Source organism: Ochrobactrum sp. BTU2 (genome assembly GCF_024539785.1).
Taxonomy (GTDB): Bacteria; Pseudomonadota; Alphaproteobacteria; order Rhizobiales; family Rhizobiaceae; genus Brucella; species Brucella anthropi.
The window spans coordinates 123793-144289 of record NZ_JAHWRG010000006.1; the positions used below are offsets into that span (position 1 = coordinate 123793).

A 20497-nucleotide genomic window follows, 5' to 3' on the forward strand; every position below is an offset into this window, starting at 1 on the left:
TCCTACAAGAGTTGAACTAATCACCGACTTTGCGTCCCCAATTTCGGCGTAAAGCAGATGACACCCGCTTGGCCCATTTACAATACGTTTCGCCTGCCAGCGTCAAGCTCTTTCGATTGATAAGGTTATCGGCCCCGGAGCGGTGTTTCCTCCATCGCCAAGTTGGCGATAAGTATCGCTAATCCAGAACTCGCAGTAACGCGAAGTGTTCCACGAACTACATTGGAAACTGTCCATGAAGAGCCGAATGGCAGTGTCACATTATCTAACGGCCACTCCGCATTCGTGATCGAAAGGCCTTCGATAGTGCTGAAATTAATCACACTGAACGGCGTCCCGTCCGGAAAATCATAAACATAATCTCCGGGCGGCAAAGGCCAGGCCTCCTCGGAACCGCTGGACAACAGCACGTTCCGCCCTTTTGCAGCCTGCGCTGTTGCCATGGTCAGATGCAGAAGCGTGTGATCGGTGCGCTGACCGCCGAAGGCTCCGCAAAGGATCACCCGATCCGCACCCCGCATATAGGCCTCCTCGAAGGCCAGTTCCCCGTCCGTCATGTCCTTGGCAGCAGGGAACCTCTTTTGCGGCACGTGTCCATATTGCACGCGAAGCTCAGCAGAAGCCGAATCGAAATCGCCAAGCCAAAGTTCCGGTTCGACACCAAGAGCAGCAGCGTGCCTGATCCCGCTATCGGCAGCGAGAATACGCGCACCTGCAATTTGGCGTTTCAGGCGATCGGTCACGACCAGATCACCGCCGAGAAGAATGACGAATGTGCTCATAAGCCGCTCATAACACGGGCAAATCCATGCCGGAAGCCTGCATTCGCCGCCATTGCGCTCCCTTGCCCTTCCCGTTGCGAAAGATTATTGTCGCAACCGCTCTAACGGGGTGCCGTCTGCTTTCGCGGATGGCTGAGAGGTCGCATTCCCGGCCAACCCGCTGAACCTGATCCGGTTTGCACCGGCGGAGGGATTAGATGCTCCATAAACGGCGCTCAATCCTCTTGTTGTAAAAGAAAGGAAGTGCCGTGATGCGGCTTTTATCTTTGCTGGCCTTTTCATTCTCCACAGCCCTCGCTTTCACGCCTTCTGCGCAGGCGAAGGACAAGCTCACTGTTTATACCTATGACAGTTTCGTTTCCGAATGGGGTCCGGGCCCGAAGATCAAGGAAAACTTCGAGAAGGAATGCGATTGCGAAGTGGACTGGATCGCTTCGGCCGACGGTGTCGCGCTGCTCAACCGCCTGAAGCTTGAAGGTGGCAATACCAAAGCCGATATCGTCCTCGGTCTCGATACCAATCTGACGACCGAAGCACGCGCCACCGGCTTTTTTGCTCCAAGCGGCATCGACCAAAGCAATGTGAGCATTCCGGGCGGGTTCAAGGACGATATCTTCGTTCCCTATGATTATGGCTACTTCGCCGTGGTTTACGATTCGGAAAAATTGCCCAATCCGCCCAAGAGCCTGAAAGAACTGGTGGAAGGCGATGCTTCCCAGAAGATCGTGCTGCAAGACCCGCGCACGTCGACGCCAGGGCTGGGCATGTTGCTCTGGATGAAATCGGTTTATGGCGACGAAGCGGAAGCGGCCTGGCAGAAACTGCAGAAGCGTGTTCTCACCGTCACACCCGGCTGGTCGGAAGCCTATGGTCTTTTCACCAAGGGTGAAGCGCCGATGGTGCTGTCCTATACAACGTCTCCCGCCTATCACATGATTGCGGAAAAGACGGAGCGCTATAAGGCTCTGGCCTATCCGGAAGGTAATTATCTCCAGATCGAGCTGGCCGCCCAGACCACCACTGGTGCGAAAAATCCACTGGCACAAAAGTTCCTGGCTTTCATGACCAGCCCCGGCTTTCAGGATGTTATTCCTGAAACCAACTGGATGTATCCAGCGAGCAAGACATCCACCCCGCTTCCAGCCGCTTTCGACGCGATGCCGAAGCCGGAAAAGACTCTTCTCCTGCCTTCCGACGAAGTAGCCAAGAACCGGAAGTCATGGGTCGATGAATGGCTGGCGGCGACCAGTAAATGACGACATTCCCGGCACAGCACCGCTCGAAAGACGCACCCGCCGCCAGACCGGCTGCGGGCGTACTGGCGCTTGTCTTTCTGGTCGTGCTTGCCGGTGGTGCGCTTGTCGCACTGGCATTCGAAGCGGGCCGCGGTGGTTTTGACGCCGCGGTTAATTTCGACACCTATCTGTGGCGGGTTGCGCGCTTCACGATCCTGCAGGCGATCGCTTCAAGCCTGCTTTCCGTGCTGTTTGCGGTTCCGGTCGCCCGTGCACTTTATGCCGAAGCGAGCTTTGCGGGGCGCGGGCTTATTCTGCGCCTGTTTGCCCTGCCGCTTGCTCTGCCTGCACTCGTCGCAGTGCTCGGCGTCACCAGTATCTATGGTCGCAACGGGTTCATTGCGCATCTGTCAGAAGCCGCAGGACATCCGTTCCAACCGGACATTTACGGTATTACGGGCATATTGATCGCCCATGTTTTCTTCAACATGCCGCTCGCTGTCCGTCTCATTCTTGCAGGCTACGACTCGATACCAACCGATTACTGGAAACTATCCGCGCAGCTTGGCATGGGCAATGGAGCGCGCTTCCGGCTCATCGAATGGCCCGTAATCCGGCGCAATCTGCCGGGCATGATCGGCCTCCTGTTCATGCTCTGCGTGACGAGTTTCACAACTGTGCTGACGCTGGGCGGCGGCCCGCGTGCCACCACGCTGGAAGTCGCAATCTATCAAAGCTTGCATTTCGATTTTGATCCGGGTCGCGCGGTCGCCCTCACCTTCACGCAGCTTGCATTGACGTTGCTGGTCCTTCTGGCCCTGCGGATGACCGGTAGTCCGTCTGAAGAAGGCTTCACCCACGCGGCGACACCGCGACGCTACGGCAAGATGTCAACAGCTGAACGTGTTACGAACGTCATCGTCATCGGCATAGGTTTCCTCTATGTCGCACTGCCGATTGCCGGCGTTGTCATCTCCGGCCTCGCCGCAGATCTTGCGCGACTTCTGACCGAGAGAACAGTCTGGCGCGCCATTGGCACCAGTCTGGCCCTCGGTTTTTCTGCGGCATTGCTCTCGGTCATCCTGTCACTTGCGCTTGTGTCGGCACGTGAAGCGATGAAAAAAAGCAAGGTCGCCAGTATTTTCGATACGGGTGCCAGCCTGATCCTCGTCATGCCGCCTATCGTCATCGGTGCCGGCTGGTTCATCCTGCTTCGTCATTTCACCGATCCGTTCGCGATGGCACCGTTTATGGTCGTCAGCGTCAATGCGGCCATGGCCATGCCCTTTGCCGTGCGTCTTCTACGCCCCGCGTGGGATACGGCAGCAAGCCGCCACAACCGGCTTTGCGCACAGTTGGGCATTCGCGGCATCAGCCGTTTCCGGCTCATCGACTGGCCTTCGATCCGCAAACCTTTCGGCATGGCCTTCGCCTTTGCCATGGCACTTTCCCTTGGCGATCTCGGCACGATTGCCCTGTTTGGCAGTGACGCGCTTTTGACGCTGCCCTATCTCCTCTTGCAGCGCATGGGCAGCTATCGCACATTCGACGCGGCAGGTCTGGCGCTTATTCTCGGGCTGCTTTGCCTCGTATTGATGATGATCGCGGATCGCGCATCCCGAAAGGAAACGCCTTCTCTATGAATGCCCGGATGGATGCCTCGATGAACGCCCCAATAAACGTCCTCGCCGAAATTCGCCTTGATGACGTTCGTTTCAGCTATGGTGAAACCGCCATGCATTTCGATGCGACGATAGAGGGCGGTGTTATTGCTGCAATTGTCGGACCAAGCGGTTCGGGCAAGTCGACACTTCTTAACCTGATTGCCGGTTTCGAATTTCCGCAATCCGGTCGCATCTTCATCGGCGATAAAGACGTCAGTGAACTTTCGCCAGCGGACCGGCCTGTTTCGATGGTGTTTCAGGAAAACAACCTGTTTGCCCATCTGACCGTCGAACAGAATGTCGGCCTCGGACGCTCGCCGAACCTGAAGCTCTCCGCGCAAGACCACGCCGATATTGCGGAGGCTTTGTCGCGTGTCGGGCTCGCAGGCAAAGAACAGCGCAAGCCGGAAGCGCTTTCCGGTGGCGAACGCCAGCGCGTGGCGATTGCCCGGGCTCTTATACGCCAGCGCCCGGTTCTGCTCCTTGACGAAGCCTTTGCCTCGCTTGGCCCAGCGCTACGACACCAGATGCTGGATCTTGTCAGGGAGCTTCAACTTGAAACCCGTATGATGGTGCTGATGGTGACCCATACGCCTGAAGATGCGCTCTATCTCGACGCGGTGTTGCTTTTTCTCGACAGTGGCCGGATTTCCGCAATAGGCCCCGCCACTGAACTACTCTCTCCGACTGGACCGGAAGCATTGCGGCACTATATCGGCGAAAAGCAGAATTCGGCGCTAAACCTCAAATAGAGTTACGGTTGCGGACATATTTTGTTCGCAATCTGCCGGAAGAACCGGCTACAGCTTTCTTATAGTGCCCATGTACGGCTTGTACGCTTTCTGGTCTGTGGCTAGATTTGGCCCCGGATCAAGCAATCTGATTCAGAAGCGAGGATAAAATACTGTTCCGTCAATCGACCCGTTCCCGGGCCTTCCTGTGTCTACCCATCTCCCTGCCAGAATGGACGCAGCACAATTGGCGGAAACCAGCCATCGGTCTTGGCTTGCTTGCGGTCGCCCTGATTTCAGGTTGCCAGTCGATCAATTCCAGCAAGGATCTTGGACTGCAGCCTTCCGACAATCCCGTGACGGTCGACAATGTGACGCGCAATGACCGGCTGGCGCAGCTCGGTGCGCAACAACATCCGCGCATTCTCGCGACCTATGGCGGCGAGTACAAGGACCAGAGGCTTGAACGTATGGTGGCCAAGATCGTCGGCAAGCTGACGACGGTTACCGACAAGCCGGACCAGACCTATCGCATCACCATTCTCGATAGTCCCAATATCAATGCCTTCGCATTGCCGGGCGGCTATCTCTACGTTACGCGCGGCCTGCTTGCACTCGCCAACGACTCTTCCGAAGTCGCCGCCGTGATTGCCCACGAAATGGGCCATGTCATCGCCAATCACGGCATTCTGCGCCAGGAGAAGGAAGCCGAAACGGCCATCGCCGGACGTGTCGCCAGCGAAGTGTTACACAATGAATCTGCCAGCCGCGAGGAAGCCCTGCGCGGCAAGCTTCGGCTTGCGCAGTTCTCGCGCAATCAGGAATTGCAGGCGGATGCCATCGGCATCAAGATGATCGGCGAAGCCGGTTACGATCCGTTCGCTTCGGCGCGTTTCCTGCAATCTATGGAAGCCTATCAGGGCTTTCGTTCGGTTTCGGGCGCGACCGATGCCAGCCTCGACTTTCTTGCAAGCCATCCGGCAACGCCGCAGCGCATCCAGCTTGCGCTTGGTCATGCACGCCGCATCGGCGCACCCGGCGTCGGCACAACCGATCGCGATTCCTTCCTCAACGGAATTGACGGCCTTCTCTACGGCGACTCGCCCAATGAAGGTTATGTCCGCGAACAGACCTTCATCCATCCGAAGCTCGGTGTCACTTTCCGCGCACCAGATGGCTTCACCATCGACAATTCGGCCAATGCGGTCATGGCAAGCGGCCCCGGCGAAGTTGCCATTCGTTTCGATGGCGCATCTCTTCCGGCGGGATCAAACCTTGCCGACTATATCCGCTCGGGCTGGGTAACCGGTCTCGACGACAGTTCGATCCAGACCACCACCATCAACGGGTTGCCCGCCGCGACTGCGCGCGCCAGCGCCGACCGGTGGCAGTTCGACATTGTGGTCATCGGTGCAAACAACAAGGTCTATCGCTTCCTGACAGCAGCACCGAAAGGCAGCAACGCCCTTCTGCCTGCTTCGCAGACGGTCACGCAATCCTTCCGCTTGCTGTCGCCTGCCGAACAGAACGCCATCAAGCCGCTGCGCATCCGCGTCGTGACGGTGAAGCCGGGCGACACGCTGGCCAGCCTGTCGGCACGCATGCAGGGCACCACCCGCAAATTGGAACTGTTCCGCCTTCTCAATGCCATGTCGGCAGGGGCGACGGTTTCGGTCGGTGACCGCGTGAAGCTGATCAGCGAGTAGGTCGTGATGACGGAAACATGCATCCACTCTGTCCTTGCCGGAAAAATCGCTCCTCTCGGACCGCGTAGCGTTCCAAGCGGCATCGACAAACAGCCAGTTACTGGCAAAGTCCGCGTGACTTTCGAGGGGCTGGACTGCGATGCGCAGGGCGACCGGAAAGTGCATGGTGGACCGGAAAAAGCGCTCCATCATTATCCGCACGATCATTATGCGGTCTGGCGCGAAGAGATCGGCGAAAACCCGCGTCTGAGCGCGCGTGGTGCTTTCGGCGAAAACATCTCCACATCGGGTCTGAACGAGCACAATGTCGCCGTAGGCGACAGGTTCCGGCTCGGCAGTGCACTTGTCGAGGTTTCACAGGGCCGCCAGCCCTGCTGGAAACTGAACGAACGCTTTGCAACCGCCGACATGGCCGTGCGCGTGCAGAAGACGGGGCGGACAGGCTGGTATTATCGTGTTCTGGAAGAAGGCAATGTTGAAGCTGGCGATTCGATGATCCTCGCCGACCGCCTTTCACCAAACTGGACACTGCATCGTGTCTGGCACCTGCTTTATGTCGACACGTTGAACTATGACGAACTGTCCGTGATGGCGGAGCTTTCGCACCTCGCCGACAGCTGGAAACGCTATGCCGTGCGCCGCCTCGAAAATCGCAAGGTCGAGGACTGGTCGTCACGGCTTGAAGGCAAGGCCACCGAACCACAAAAGTAAGGAGCCGTTCGGCCCCTCTACTTGTGTTGCGCTGATTGTAACAGCTTACGCCTGATAGGCTGCCAGTTCGTGCTGGCTCAACAAGGCAATCTTCAGCTTCTCCATCGCACGGCTTTCGATCTGTCGCACCCGCTCCTTGGAAATACCAAGCTTTTCGCCCAGCGCTTCGAGCGTCACGCCGTCATCATCAAGGCGACGCTCGCGAATAATGTGCAATTCGCGCTCGTTCAACGTATCGAGAGCAACATTGAGCCATTGATTGCGACGTTCCATATCGATGGAACTTTCGGCGATCTCATCCTGCAAGGGATGGTCGTCAACCAGAAAATCCATGCGACGCACTGCACCCGATTCCTCGTTGTTCACTGGTGCCGACAAGGAGCTATCCGGCCCCGAAAGACGGCTGTCCATGATCTCGACATCGCTTGTCGAAACGCCCAGCTGATCGGAAATTTCGCGATACATCTCGGCCTTGGTCATATTGTCGTCGGACTGAGCCAATTTTGAACGAAGCCGCCGCAGATTGAAGAACAGCGCCTTTTGCGCCGAACTTGTTCCGCCGCGCACGATGGACCAGTTACGCAGGATATAATCCTGCATAGACGCACGAATCCACCACGATGCATAGGTCGAGAAGCGCACTTCCCGTTCGGGGTCAAAACGGGCAGCAGCTTCAAGAAGGCCGACATAGCCTTCCTGGATGAGATCGTTCATCGGCAGTTTGAACTTGCGGAAGCGCCCGGCCATGGAAATGACCAGTCGCATATGTGCGGATGTTATGCGGTGAAGTGCGTCCTGATCTTTCAGTTCCTTCCAGCGAATGGCGAGGGCTCGTTCCTCTTCGCGCTCAAGATAGGGAGCCGACATTGCGCTGCGGATCATTGACTGAGAAGAGGCTGCTGTCGCTGGGAGGCTACGCGCAACCATAGGTATGCGATTGGCTGGAACTGCGGAAGAACTGCTCATGGATGACTGCTTCATCTGGTTCTCCTGTTCTGAACTCACGCCCATCGGGCGTTCAGTGGAAGGATATGCCAGTCCCACAAAGACTCATTGGACAAACTTGCGAATTCGCCCAAAACTCCCCGCTAGGCCTATTCTTTGGCCAAAGTAGTTACGCCGCAAAACAAACCCGTTTACGAACTGGTGTCTGGGAGAACGCGTCAGCTGCGATCAGGTTCCCACCAAGCAAGGATAAATCTCTGACAATGCAGGAAGATGACTAGGAAGGTTAATGACTGGCTGCAAAATTCAATAGAATTTTAACTAAGTGGCCCACTCAAAGAGCGGGCCACTTGTCAGATCTCATTTAGATCTGCGTCAACCCTCCGTCGACGACAAGGTCTGTTCCCGTCGAGAAGCTGCTTTCGTCCGATGCAAGGAAAAGGGCTGCAGATGCCAGCTCTTCCGGGCGTCCCAGACGTCCCAGCGGCACATAAGCGGCACTGTTCGTGCGATACGCCGCTGCTTCCTCCGGTGTTGTGACCTGCGACTCAATAATGGGAGTGTCTATCGGCCCAGGGCTTAGCGTGTTCACCCTTATCTTGTTTGCAAGTAGTTCCGCCGCCGCCGAACGCGCGAGAGATCGCACAGCCGCCTTCGTAGCATTATAGACGCTGTAGCCCGGCGTTCCCTTGCTTGTCATACATGTAGAAAGAAGAATGATCGAACCGCCGTCACGCATCACGGGAAGAGCTCCCTGGACGGTGAAGTATGTACCTTTCACATTGATATCGAACATCTTGTCGAAGTGATCTTCCGAAGCATCGCGGATCGAACTCAATTCCACAACGCCGGCATTGGCGACAAGAATATCGAGACCACCCTCCTCGTTCTGGACTGTTTCAAATAGCCGATCCAAGCTACCCAGATCGGATATGTCGGCCTGAATTGCCGTAGCACCTCGTCCCAGCTTATTTACGGCGGCTTCAAGTTCCGCCTTGCGACGACCAGCAATATAGACAGTCGCGCCTTCCTTGATAAAGCGCTGTGCGATGGCAAATCCAATACCGCTGGAACCACCTGTGACAACGGCGACTTTGGAAACGAGCTTACCCATGAAATCCTCGCTTGGGTTCGTTGAACGACAGGGAGCCGCAGGTCCATGCGCGATATTGCGCATACCCTGCCTGACAGCTAGATATGACGAACCCGTGGAGGTTTAAACTGAAGATAAACGCACAACCCTCGTGAGAAAACGCACCATGGATCACTGGAATGAGGTTCGCATGTTTCTCGCGGTCGCTCAGGGCGGCACGGTTCGCGCTGCAGCAGATGCGTTGGACGTCAATCATGCCACGATCATACGTGGTATCAGTCGGCTGGAAGAAACACTGGAAACAAAACTGTTCGACAGGCTGGCATCCGGATACCGGCTTACGGATGCGGGAAGCGACATTGTTGAACTCGCAGGACAGATGGCGACAGCCTCATCCCAGATCGAGGCTCGGATTTTTGGGCGCGATCAGCGTGTCTCCGGGCCTCTGAGGTTCACGCTCCCGATTTCAATGGCGACTGACCTGCTGATGCCATCCCTCGCAGATTTCAAGGCCGCCTATCCAGACATTGGGCTGGAAATCGTGGGCTCGACGTCAATGATTAATCTCGTCAACCGCGAAGCTGATGTCGCTTTGCGTGTGGTCGTTGGCGGGAAGACGCCACCCGACAATTTATACGGAACAAGACTCTGCCAATTCCATATGGCATTCTACATTCATCGAAATCTGATGACACAACCGTCACCAGCTTCCGCAACCTGGTTGCTGGGACCAAACGAAAATGCCCCATCAGATTGGGAGTCAGCGACCGGGATTAAAATGGCTGCCAATCCGGTCCGCTTTGCGGAGATAGGATCACAGTTTCAAGCAACGCGGGCTGGGATGGGCATCTCGTTTCTCCCATGCTTTCTTGGCGATAGCGAACCGAAACTCATCCGCGTACCCGGAACTGCCAGTTCCTGTGTAGGCGATATCTGGCTACTGACCCATAGCGATACCCGACAAACAAGGCGCGTCCGCCTGCTATGCGATCACGTGCGAAGGGCAATACAGGGATTTGTGGGGCTATTGAATGGCCAAACAATATCTTAGCAGGTCAGACACCGACATCCCCAGACATACAAGGGCAAACAACTCATGAGCGCTGATCCAACAGATCGAGCAAGTCGGCCAGCCGCTCGACGCGATGCATTTTGAAGCAATCTGCTTTCCATCACACGGAGAATGACGCAGGCGAACTCTTCTCAATGGAGAAAAAAAGCCCGGCTATAATGCCGGGCCTTTTTGAAAGAAAGAGAAGTAAAGCTGCTTATGCCGCTTCAACTTCATCGTCATCGAGGTCCGCTTCAGCGTCGGCTTTGCCGCGCTTCGGTCCCTTGGCGAGATTCGCTTCGATCAGACGAACAGCTTCGGTTTCCGAAAGCTTGTTCACGGCAGCGATTTCGCGCGCCATACGATCAAGGGCAGCTTCATAGAGCTGGCGTTCCGAATAAGACTGTTCCGGCTGGTTCTCAGCGCGGAAAAGATCGCGAACGACTTCCGAGATCGAGATCAGATCGCCGGAATTGATCTTTGCATCATATTCCTGGGCGCGGCGCGACCACATGGTACGCTTCACACGTGCGCGGCCCTGTACGACCTTGAGTGCACGTTCAACATAGTCGGTCTCCGACAGCTTGCGCATACCGATGGAAGCGGCTTTGGCAACCGGCACCTTCAGGCGCATCTTGTCTTTTTCGAAATCGATTACGAAAAGCTCGAGCTTGTGGCCTGCCACTTCCTGCTCTTCGATAGTGACGATCTGACCAACGCCATGAGCCGGATACACGATGGCCTCACCGGCCTTGAAACCGCCACGCGCTACTGGAGACTTTTTCTGCTGGGATGACATACGCTTCATTACTCCCTGTTGTGCCCGGCGCGACCCGCCGGTTGACACATGATGTTCGACCGCGCTCCGGAGAAATGAAGCACGGAAGTTGTTTGTCGGCTTGGAACTGAAAACGTATCTGACGGCAAATCTAGCCGACCGGGTGTACGGTGAGGGGGACGACGCCAAATCGCAATCATCTTCCCCGGTGCCATCAGCCCGGTACTAAAGATCAGCCCTTTCAGAGATTAACGCATAGCGCCACGAATTGACGTCCAGTCACCGAAATTATTGGAGCAACCTAACACAATTTCGCGAAAGAATCAACAAATTGCCAAATATGTCGTATCTGGCAATGCAACACGCCTAAAATATGAGCGTTTTCCCGTGATTTCATTCGTCTTTTGCCGATGCATTGCAGAAAAAGCAAGTGATAAATCCTGCATTCCTGTAATGTCGGACAACCTGGCAGTCTTGCCAGGCTGAACGTACACGTTCCTGGAGCGCAAAGTCTTCCGGAACGAAGACATACTTATACAATACCGTCCAGCTCGCAACAGCCTGCAAGCAGTACCCGCAATGCTGGCCGGGTATTAGTCACCGCTACCAGGCTCGGCGGAGAAATACTTCTCCAGTTTGCCAGCCACACCGTCCATTTCCTTGGCTTCCGGCAGGGCATCCTTCTTCGCGGTAATATTGGGCCATTTTGCCGCATATTCCGTATTCAATTCCAACCACTTGTCGAGGCCCGGCTCGGTGTCGGGGCTGATCGCCTCGGCAGGGCATTCCGGTTCACATACGCCACAGTCGATGCACTCGTCGGGATTGATGACGAGCATGTTTTCGCCTTCGTAGAAGCAATCGACCGGACAGACCTCGACGCAGTCCGTATATTTGCAGCGAATGCAATTATCGGTCACGACATACGTCATCGTCGAACTCCTGTTGCCGCCCGAATTCCAGAACAGGCGGCTTATCTATCCTACAGCTTTGCGCCGATACTCCGGCAAGCCGACAATCGGCTCGGGGCTTTGGAATATCTCGCCACGAAGTCACTGTGCACGGAAATGGTTGCTAGTGGATTGAATTTGACGTTTGATACCCGTCCGACATCAATCTCATTTCAAACGTCAAATTCGAAAAATCCACTAGATCCATGGGTTTATTAGTGGTCTTTTAGCTTCCGACATTTGCTCAACGTCTGTATCAGTGGGACGCAAATGTCGGAATCAGACCACTAGCCTCAGCCCATGCCCTTTTATGACAATGCGTGAGGTAACGATTTTATCCTGCCATGACAAGGGTACAAACGCCGCAATGTCACGAAGTAACGCACATCTGAAACAGCATTTCGTTTGACGGCTTTTGCTTGGAAAACGCTTTCGCCAGAACGGTTTGATGCGCAATTTCCATCACTGCCGTAACGAGCCTGCGGCAACGCGTCCGTGTCAGCTTCCGCGTAAACGATCCGTTTCGCGACGTTCTTTCTTGGTCGGGCGCCCGGCTCCGCTTTCGCGCTGCGGCGCTACGGCCTCCGACGATATCGTAGAAGTGGATGCAGGTGGAGGCGTAAGATCTTCATAAAGCAGTTGGGCTTCGGGCGCCGGACCACGACGCTCCCCCGGAGCGAGTATCTTGTAAACGAGGATGCGTCGGTCGAGGGTAATGGTCAGCACATCGCCAACCTTCACCTGATGAGCCGCCTGCTCGATCTTGTCACGGTTGACCCGGACCTTGCCGCCGACGGCGAGTTTCGCCGCCAGCGATCTTGATTTGACCACGCGCGCGAAGAACAGCCACTTGTCGATTCGCTGTCTTGCGCCCGCATCTACAGTCATTTTACTTCTTCATCTGTTCTTTCAGAGCCAGAAGCTTGGCGAAAGGCGAATCGGGATCGATACGTGCAGGACGTTCCTGCTCGACGCGCTTGCCGCCCTGATGGCCGTGATCGCGCTTCGGCTGACGCTGATTGCCACCACGGAAGTCACCCTTGGAGCCTTCGCGCTTGCCTTCGCCGTCATGACGCTTTTGCTTGTCGAAGCGCTTGCCACCGCGATCATTACGCGCCTGCTGGTCTGCACCACCTTCAGACTTGCGTGCTTCACCGCCCTGATCACGGTTCTGATGACCGCGATTCTGGTTGCCGCGATTTTGACGCTGACGGTTCTGGTCCTGATTGCGGTTGCGGCCTTCGAAACGACCCTGACGCCACAGAAGAACAGGCTTTGGCTCTTCAGCTGCCGCTTCTGCGGTTTCACCTACCGGTGCGGCTTCTGCAGCCACCGGAGCTTCTTCCGTTTTGGCTTCAGTTTCCGTCTCGGCGACAACAACCGGTGCTGGCACAGGTTCAGCCGCTGGCACAGCAGGTTTCTCAGCCTCTGCGACCGGCGAAGCGCCAATTTCCTTGGCTGCAGCTTCAGCCGCGAAAGCATCCAGTTCTGCAAGCTTCGCCGTGACCGCAGCGGCTTCCATAGCCTCGTGACGATAGCCGAGGCTCTTCAGGATTTCTTCCATGTCGTCGGTCGTCGCGCCGAGAATCGACATCATGGCAGGCGTGACGATAAAACGTCCGCCGTCATAAGCGCCATCCGGACGCGCACCGGAACCCGGTCGCCAGGCAAGCGCCGGGCGAATGAGATCGGCAAGACGTTCCAGAATATCGATGCGCACAGCGCGACGGCCCAGCACACGATAGCCTGCCAGACGGTAGAACATCGGATCGAAAGCCGGATCGACGACGACCGAAGTGCGACCAGCGGCCAGCACGTTCACGACATCGCCATAACCGGCACGTTCGCGGCCATCGTTCTTCAGCGCCCAGAGCAGCGTGATGAGGCCAGCCGGAGCGGGTTTCAGCAGCATGGGCATGAAGACGTGATAGGCACCGAAACGCACGCCGAGACGACGGAGCGCCGCACGCGAATCCTGATCGAGCCCGCGCACTTCCTCTGCCACATCGCGGCGCGGGAGAATGCCGAGATTCTCGACGATCTGGAAAGCAAGGCCGCGTGTCATGCCGGTCAGAGCATCGGCGGCAGCCAGATCGGTGAGCGGCTTCAGAATGGTTTCGATATGATGAGCGACGAACCGTTCGATACGCGCGGCGACCTTGTCGCGTGCTGCTCCGGTAAGCTGTTCGTCGGCCAGGATCACCGCGCGCGGCTTCAGCAGGTCATCACCCGCAACCAGCGTTGCGACCGTTGCACCAACCCAGCGCATAACGCCGTCCGAGCCCAGCGCGAAATCGCCATTCGGCGCGGCAGCAAAGCGCTCCGCGCGACGTTCGAACTCGGCGGCCAGCGCCTTTTGTGCAGCCGACTTCACCGCCTTGGCGTCCGGCCCCTCGGCCTGAACGTCAGCGGTAAAACGGAATCCTTCCAGTTGCCCGACATTGTGGCCTTCGACAATCACGTCTCCGGCCGGGCTGATTTCTGCTTCAAGCATGGCATTCTCTCTCAGGCGCCTCATAAGCACGCTTGTCCTGCGGTCTACAAAGCGTTTCGTCAACCTTTCATGCAGCGCGTCGGACAATCTGTCCTCAATTTCGCGCGTCTTTTCCTGCCAGTGTGTCGGATCGGCAAGCCATCCCGGCCTGTGCGACACAAAAGTCCAGGTTCGAATTTGCGCCACACGATGCGACAGGGTGTCAATTTCCCCCTCTGTGCTATCGGCGCGGCGCACCTGTTCGCTCATATAATCTTCATCGACGCTCCCTCGGCGGACAAGATCCTGGTAGATGGTTGCAATGATATCGGCATGCTGCGCCGGCGCGATCTTGCGATAATCGGGCAGCGCGCAGGCGTCCCACAAAAGCTCGATGCGTGCCGGTGTCTTGGCGAGCCGCACAATCTCTTCGTCTTTCGACAAATTTTCAAGCGCTTGTTGATCAACGGCAGGCAAAGCCTTGGCCAATCCTTCAATCGGTGCGGGCGTTTCCAGAGAATACCGCAGAGAATCGAGCGATGAAAAGTCGAAACGGGCCGTGCGCCACTGCAGAACTTTCACCGGATCGAAATTATGCGCTTCCACCCGTTCGACCAGTTCTTCGTCGAATGGATGCACCTGCCCGGTCACACCGAATGTGCCGTCACGCAGATGACGTCCAGCGCGCCCGGCTATCTGCCCAACTTCGGCAGGCGTCAGATCGCGGAACTGATAACCGTCGAATTTGCGGTTCTGCGCAAAGGCGACATGGTCAACATCCAGATTGAGCCCCATGCCGATGGCATCGGTCGCCACCAGAAAATCGACGTCACCCGACTGGTAAAGCTCTACCTGCGCATTGCGCGTGCGCGGACTGAGCGCGCCCATGACCACCGCAGCACCACCGCGCTGGCGGCGGATCAGTTCAGCAATCGCATAAACCTCGTCGGCAGAAAAGGCGACAATGGCGGAACGGTTCGGCAGGCGGGTAATCTTCTTGGCCCCAGCATAGGCCAGATGCGACAGGCGCGGACGCGTTACCACATTGATGCCGCGCAAGAGCTTTTCCAGAATGCCGCGCATCGTCCCAGCGCCAAGCAGGAGCGTCTCCTGCCGTCCCCGCAAATGCAGGATGCGGTCGGTGAATATATGCCCGCGTTCCAGATCACCGGCGAGCTGCACTTCATCGATAGCCACAAAAGCCACATCAGTGCGGCGCGGCATGGCCTCGACCGTGCAGACGGAATAGCGCGCGCCAGGCGGCACGATCTTTTCCTCACCCGTGACCAGCGCGACATTGGCCGCCCCGACCCGTTCCACCACGCGGTTATAGACCTCGCGCGCCAGAAGGCGCAGCGGCAGGCCGATCATCCCGCTTCCATGCGACAGCATGCGTTCGATGGCCAGATGCGTTTTGCCGGTATTGGTCGGCCCAAGTACCGCAGTCACATCGCGGCCACTCAAGGTCAGCGGCAAATCATGGGCAGGGAGTTGGTTCATGCCAATAATCGGATTCCCGGTACAAGCGCCCGTCACGGGCTGGATGCTGGTTCTTGCGATAGCACTATACGACCTGCACCGAAAGCGCTCCTGTTAAGTTTCAGTATGGACGAGTTGCCAACCTTTCGGCGACCGATCTGCAGCCGGTCAATAACTTGTCGATTAACGATTGGAACGACTCTGGAACGAATCGGCGACGAATCGCTGACTCAGAGAGCTTCGCCTTTTGTTCACGGCAACATATAGTAAGCCTAACACAAAACCCCACAACATAATGAATCGGATGTTCCGCTTTTCCTCGTTCTCCCGACGCGGAACAACACCGCCGTTAACTTTTGGCAAAACCTGTCAACAGGCTGTTCCGATTACAATGCAATTCTTCAGAAAATCTTAATGATTACTGATAGTTCGTTAATGCCGAAGCGGATGGAAACTCGATTCTCGTTAACCTTCAGGCCAAAGCCGGAACGAATCGGCGACGAATCGCTGATCTGCAAAGTTTCTCCGTTTGTTCTCACCACATCTGGTAGTCCGTGATCGCAATGCGCCATAGAAAACCAGTATTAAACAGACTTTGAGCACCGTCTCATCGGTTTCGCGTTAACTTTCTGACAAAGCCACCATACCGACGCCAGCGATTTCAAACGTCTCATTGCGGAAACAAAAAGGCGGACGGAGCCAAATCTCCGTCCGCCTCTGTTCCAGTGAAGGAGAAGGTCAGTCGCGCTCGACGCACAAGGCAACGCCCATGCCGCCGCCGATGCAAAGTGTCGCCAGACCGCGCTTGGCATCGCGGCGCTGCATTTCGTAAAGCAGCGTCGTCAGAACGCGTGCGCCTGATGCGCCGATCGGATGACCGATCGCGATTGCTCCGCCATTGACGTTGACGATATGGGGGTTGAGACCAAGATCACGCACAACAGCACAGGACTGTGCTGCAAAGGCTTCGTTGGCTTCGACCAGATCGAGATCGCCGACGCTCCAGCCTGCCTTTTCCAGCGCCTTCTTCGTCGCCGGAATCGGGCCTGTTCCCATGATCGAAGGATCGACGCCAGCCGTTGCCCAGGAAACGATGCGCGCAAGCGGCTTCACACCACGCTTGGTGGCTTCATCCGCATCCATCAGCACGACAGCCGCAGCACCATCGTTAATCCCGGATGCGTTGCCTGCAGTAACCGTCCCCTCCTTGTCGAAAGCGGGCTTCAACTTGGTCAATGCCTCAATCGTCGTGCCGGGACGGATATATTCATCCGCCGAAATGACGATATCGCCCTTGCGACCCTTTACAGTGAACGGAACAATTTCATCCTCGAACCTGCCCGCATTCTGTGCCGCCTCTGCCTTCTGCTGGGAAGCAAGTGCGAACTCGTCCTGATCGGCGCGGGTCAACTGCCACTGGCTGGCGATATTCTCGGCAGTGATCCCCATATGATAGCCATGAAAGGCATCAATCAGGCCGTCCTTCAGCATGGTATCGACCATCTTGAAGTCGCCCATCTTCACGCCGGACCGTAAATGCGCGCAATGCGGCGCCATGGACATGGATTCCTGACCGCCTGCCACGATGATCTTGGCATCGCCGGAAAGAATCTGCTGCATGCCGAGCGCAACCGCTCGCAAACCGGAACCGCATAGCTGGTTGATCGAGAAGGCTGTCGTCTCTTTCGGGCAACCGGCATCCATCGCCGCCTGCCGCGCAGGGTTCTGGCCCTCGCCTGCCGTCAACACCTGTCCGAGAATAACCTCGTCCACATCCGTCGCCGCCACACCGGCGCGTTCCAGCGCTCCTTTGATAACCGTCGCGCCCAATTCATGTGCGGGGATATTGGCAAACGCACCGTTGAAAGCGCCCACTGCGGTACGCGCCGCGCTGGCAATGACGATGGCTTTCTGGTCGGACATTCTTTCCTCCTTGAAATGTTGCGCAACACAAAGACCAAAATTCCGGCCTTGGCAAGCTTTGCCGTGTGCCCGCAACCGTCTTCATGAAAATCGATAAAGTGTTTTTCCCATGACGAGCAGCATTGGAGTGTGCATTGCCGGTCATGATCGCTAAATTGCATTTAGCTATAAATAGGAGATATTCATGACTTCACTGACGCTCGAACAAGCCAATGGGATTATTGCTGGTGCCTTTGCCAAGGCAGCCGAGCTGAAACTGAAGCCGCTGGCTGTCTCCGTCTTTGACGCAGGCGGAAACCTGAAAGCGTTTCAGCGGCAGGACGGAACTTCGATCCTTCGTTTCGAGATCGCCTCGGGCAAGGCTTTCGGTGCACTCGCCGTCGGAACGGGCTCGCGCTGGCTGCACAATCAGGCCAAGGACCGTCCACACTTCCTGGAAGGTTTGTCGGGCGTGTCCGGCGGCAAGGTCGTGCCGGTGCCGGGCGGCGTTCTGATCAAGGATGCAGGCGGCGAAATCCTCGGTGCCGTCGGCATTTCCGGTGATACATCAGACAATGACGAAATTGCAGCCATTTCCGGTATCGAAGGCGCAGGCTTTGCATCAGACGCAGGCTGATTTTCAGCAAAAGCTCACGATCAAGGCCGCTTTATGCGGCCTTTTTCATGCAGCTTGCAGAGAAGACCGCACAAAAGAAAACGCCGCTTCCGGAAACCGGAAACGGCGTTTTTGAAAACCATCTTTCGGCTGCAATGCAGCGTCAGACTTATTCCTTGGCTTCGAGGACCTGACGGCCGCGATACATACCGCTCTTCAGATCGATATGATGCGGACGACGAAGTTCGCCCGAGTTCTTGTCCTCGACATAGGTCGGGGCCTTGAGAGCGTCAGCCGAACGACGCATGCCACGCTTCGACGGAGACGTTTTTCGTTTTGGTACTGCCATGGATTCAGCTCCACTGATCGGTCAATAAACGTCCGGCACGGCCCCGAAGAGCCTGTCACATCGGACAAAATTCCGGAAAGTCACGTGCCTATACACGCTCTAACGGCATTTGACCAGCGGGAGTCTTATCTTTTTTTCGTATCATGCATTTATTGCACGCAAACCACATAGGGACCTGACCGTGCGGCGCGTCCGGCGACGATCCGGGCAATGCGCTGCATGTTGCGCGTCGGCTTGGCGGGGTTGCGCAAGGCCGGGTTTGGCAGCGTGACGGCAAGTAGCGCGGATTGCTGTGCATTGAGTTTTGCTGCCGGGCGCTTGAAATGATGCTGGGCTGCGGCCTCGATTCCGTAAATGCCCGGTCCCCACTCGGCGATATTGAGATAGATTTCCATAATGCGCTTTTTGGACAGAATACCGTCGGCAGCCAGCGCCAGCGGAAATTCGAGCCCCTTGCGGACATAGGAGCGCCCATTCCACAGGAAGAGGTTCTTCACGGTCTGCATCGTGATCGTGGAAGCGCCGCGGCTCGGACCACCCTCGCCCGTATCGTCCAGAACCAGCCCCAGCTGATGCCAGTCCACCCCGCCATGGCTGCAGAACTGGCCGTCCTCGGCCATCATTACCGAATTGACAAGAACCGGCGCGATATCGTCGATACTGACCCATCTCCGGTCCACGCCCTGAAACAGAACATAGTCCTTGACCATCAGGGTCGAGATCGGGCGGACAAAGGGTACGGAATAGACGAAAAGCAGGAAAATCGGCAGCACGGCCAGAATCACCAGAATCTTGAGCGCGAGAGCAATCCGGGCACCCCAAACAGGATCCGCCAGATAATTGCGTCCATCTTTGCTCTTGATGATGATTTTTGCCACTGCCACCGCCTGCTACCTTCCCCCAAGCGACATAAACCATTCCTTAATAAGTTTGAACCGGATTCCATAATCCAACCGGGGAAACAAGTCGAAACACGCCGTTTCGTGACGTTCAAATGAAAAAGCCTGTGCTGATCGTTGTGGCCAGTTGACCAAATCAGCGCTTTCGTCCATCCCCTTTGACATGGAAAAGCTGTCGACCGATTTCACCGCCATTCTCAACCATCGTGCCATGGAAGTAGAAATGGCACTGACGGGCCTTCTGGACCAGCGCCTCAAGACGGGAGAAATCGCCCGCCCGGAACGGCTGCTCGCCGCCATGCGGCATGGTGTCCTGAACGGTGGCAAGCGCCTCCGGCCTTTTCTCGTTGTCGAAAGTGCCGCTTTGTTCGGCAAAGGTAGCGACGCCGTTCTGCGTGTTGCAGCCGCGCTCGAATGCATTCACTGCTATTCGCTTGTCCATGACGATCTGCCAGCCATGGATGACGATGACCTGCGGCGCGGCCAGCCGACCGTGCACAAGGCATTTGATGAAGCTGCCGCCATTCTGGCCGGTGACGGCCTTCTGACCTATGCTTTCGATATCATCTCGTCGGATGAAACCGATCTCGATGCAGCAATTCGCCTGCAACTGGTTTCAGCGCTCGCCCGTGCATCCGGTCTCGGTGGCATGGTGGGCGGACAGGCTCTCGATCTGATGGCCGAAACCAGCAAGCCTGACGAAGCCGGCATCATCACGTTGCAGGCAATGAAGACTGGCGCATTGATCCGCTTCGCCTGCGAGGCCGGAGCCATCATCGCCAATGCATCCAGCGAAGACCGCGAGCGCATGGCCGAATTCGGCTCCGCTATTGGCCTTGCCTTCCAGCTGGCGGACGATCTTCTGGACGTGACCGCCGACGCCGAGGCGATGGGCAAGGCCACTGGTAAAGATGCCGCCGCCGGAAAGGCCACGCTGGTTTCACTCCACGGCATCGACTGGACCCGCAAGCAACTGTCCGGACTGGTTGCCCAGGCGGAAAGCTTGCTGGCACCTTTTGGCAAGGATGCGGATATCCTGAAGCAGGCCGCCCGCTTCATCGCCGAACGGCAGAGCTAAAGCATGTCTCCCGCAAGCGGGAACCGATTTTTCTCAAGAAAATGTGTAAAAACAA

18 protein-coding genes and 1 riboswitch are annotated in these 20497 nt (G+C 56.6%); of the genes, 8 read left to right on the forward strand and 10 right to left on the reverse strand.

Features of this window, described 5'->3' with window-relative positions:
- Positions 1-125: 125 nt before the first annotated feature.
- On the reverse strand, positions 126-782 hold the full coding sequence (locus KWJ32_RS19085; RefSeq protein WP_010661430.1) for a thiamine diphosphokinase: 657 nt from the start codon (positions 780-782) through the stop codon (positions 126-128).
- 95 nt (positions 783-877) lie between these two features.
- Positions 878-992: riboswitch (TPP riboswitch) on the forward strand.
- Positions 993-1033: 41 nt separating this feature from the next.
- On the opposite strand from KWJ32_RS19085, the gene thiB reads away from it, so the two are divergent.
- The 5 genes from thiB (at position 1034) to KWJ32_RS19110 (ending at position 6829) form a co-directional block, all read left to right on the forward strand.
- Positions 1034-2038 (forward strand): thiamine ABC transporter substrate binding subunit, encoded by a 1005-nt coding sequence (gene thiB / locus KWJ32_RS19090; RefSeq protein ID WP_151610313.1) that lies wholly within the window; start codon positions 1034-1036, stop codon positions 2036-2038.
- Entirely contained in the window at positions 2035-3660 is a 1626-nt protein-coding gene (gene thiP / locus KWJ32_RS19095) for a thiamine/thiamine pyrophosphate ABC transporter permease ThiP (RefSeq protein WP_151610314.1), read from the forward strand. The genes thiB and thiP overlap by 4 nt, the downstream gene beginning before the upstream one ends.
- Before the next feature lie 32 nt (positions 3661-3692).
- Positions 3693-4433, forward strand: coding sequence for a thiamine ABC transporter ATP-binding protein (thiQ, locus tag KWJ32_RS19100; RefSeq protein WP_151610334.1), 741 nt, complete (start codon positions 3693-3695; stop codon positions 4431-4433).
- Positions 4434-4636: 203 nt separating this feature from the next.
- Positions 4637-6118 carry a cell division protease CdlP gene (gene cdlP, locus KWJ32_RS19105; RefSeq protein WP_029376279.1) on the forward strand — a complete coding sequence of 494 codons (1482 nt, stop codon included), beginning with the start codon at positions 4637-4639 and terminating at the stop codon, positions 6116-6118.
- A gap of 6 nt (positions 6119-6124) precedes the next feature.
- On the forward strand, positions 6125-6829 hold the full coding sequence (locus KWJ32_RS19110) for an MOSC domain-containing protein (protein WP_012091284.1): 705 nt from the start codon (positions 6125-6127) through the stop codon (positions 6827-6829).
- A 45-nt stretch (positions 6830-6874) separates the two neighbouring features.
- On the opposite strand, the gene KWJ32_RS19115 is transcribed toward KWJ32_RS19110, so the two are convergent.
- Both KWJ32_RS19115 and KWJ32_RS19120 read right to left on the reverse strand, forming a co-directional pair.
- Positions 6875-7810, reverse strand: coding sequence for an RNA polymerase factor sigma-32 (locus KWJ32_RS19115; protein WP_012091283.1), 936 nt, complete (start codon positions 7808-7810; stop codon positions 6875-6877).
- 328 nt (positions 7811-8138) lie between these two features.
- Positions 8139-8888 carry a glucose 1-dehydrogenase gene (locus KWJ32_RS19120; RefSeq protein WP_010661437.1) on the reverse strand — a complete coding sequence of 250 codons (750 nt, stop codon included), beginning with the start codon at positions 8886-8888 and terminating at the stop codon, positions 8139-8141.
- 145 nt (positions 8889-9033) lie between these two features.
- Between KWJ32_RS19120 and KWJ32_RS19125 the strand changes: the two genes are divergently transcribed.
- The gene (locus tag KWJ32_RS19125; protein ID WP_094514203.1) at positions 9034-9918 is read left to right on the forward strand and encodes a LysR family transcriptional regulator; all 885 of its coding nucleotides are present in this window, start codon (positions 9034-9036) and stop codon (positions 9916-9918) included.
- A gap of 217 nt (positions 9919-10135) precedes the next feature.
- Here KWJ32_RS19125 and KWJ32_RS19130 read toward each other — a convergent pair whose 3' ends face one another.
- The 5 genes from KWJ32_RS19130 to KWJ32_RS19150 all read right to left on the reverse strand — a co-directional run bounded on the left by KWJ32_RS19130 (position 10136) and on the right by KWJ32_RS19150 (position 17521).
- On the reverse strand, positions 10136-10717 hold the full coding sequence (locus KWJ32_RS19130) for a CarD family transcriptional regulator (RefSeq protein ID WP_006471273.1): 582 nt from the start codon (positions 10715-10717) through the stop codon (positions 10136-10138).
- A gap of 572 nt (positions 10718-11289) precedes the next feature.
- The gene (gene fdxA, locus KWJ32_RS19135; RefSeq protein ID WP_006467781.1) at positions 11290-11628 is read right to left on the reverse strand and encodes a ferredoxin FdxA; all 339 of its coding nucleotides are present in this window, start codon (positions 11626-11628) and stop codon (positions 11290-11292) included.
- Positions 11629-12144: 516 nt separating this feature from the next.
- Positions 12145-12534, reverse strand: a complete 390-nt coding sequence (locus KWJ32_RS19140; RefSeq protein WP_151610315.1) for an RNA-binding S4 domain-containing protein — start codon at positions 12532-12534, stop codon at positions 12145-12147.
- A 1-nt stretch (position 12535) separates the two neighbouring features.
- On the reverse strand, positions 12536-15619 hold the full coding sequence (locus KWJ32_RS19145) for a helicase-related protein (protein WP_151610316.1): 3084 nt from the start codon (positions 15617-15619) through the stop codon (positions 12536-12538).
- Positions 15620-16336: 717 nt separating this feature from the next.
- Positions 16337-17521 (reverse strand): acetyl-CoA C-acetyltransferase, encoded by a 1185-nt coding sequence (locus tag KWJ32_RS19150; protein ID WP_012091279.1) that lies wholly within the window; start codon positions 17519-17521, stop codon positions 16337-16339.
- 184 nt (positions 17522-17705) lie between these two features.
- On the opposite strand from KWJ32_RS19150, the gene KWJ32_RS19155 reads away from it, so the two are divergent.
- Entirely contained in the window at positions 17706-18137 is a 432-nt protein-coding gene (locus tag KWJ32_RS19155; protein WP_012091278.1) for a heme-binding protein, read from the forward strand.
- A 148-nt stretch (positions 18138-18285) separates the two neighbouring features.
- On the opposite strand, the gene rpmF is transcribed toward KWJ32_RS19155, so the two are convergent.
- Positions 18286-18465, reverse strand: coding sequence for a 50S ribosomal protein L32 (gene rpmF / locus KWJ32_RS19160; RefSeq protein WP_006467787.1), 180 nt, complete (start codon positions 18463-18465; stop codon positions 18286-18288).
- A 149-nt stretch (positions 18466-18614) separates the two neighbouring features.
- On the reverse strand, positions 18615-19343 hold the full coding sequence (gene mtgA, locus KWJ32_RS19165; protein WP_029376280.1) for a monofunctional biosynthetic peptidoglycan transglycosylase: 729 nt from the start codon (positions 19341-19343) through the stop codon (positions 18615-18617).
- Positions 19344-19527: 184 nt separating this feature from the next.
- Here mtgA and KWJ32_RS19170 point away from each other — a divergent pair, with 184 nt between their 5' ends.
- Positions 19528-20442, forward strand: coding sequence for a polyprenyl synthetase family protein (locus tag KWJ32_RS19170; RefSeq protein ID WP_012091277.1), 915 nt, complete (start codon positions 19528-19530; stop codon positions 20440-20442).
- Positions 20443-20497: the final 55 nt, after the last annotated feature.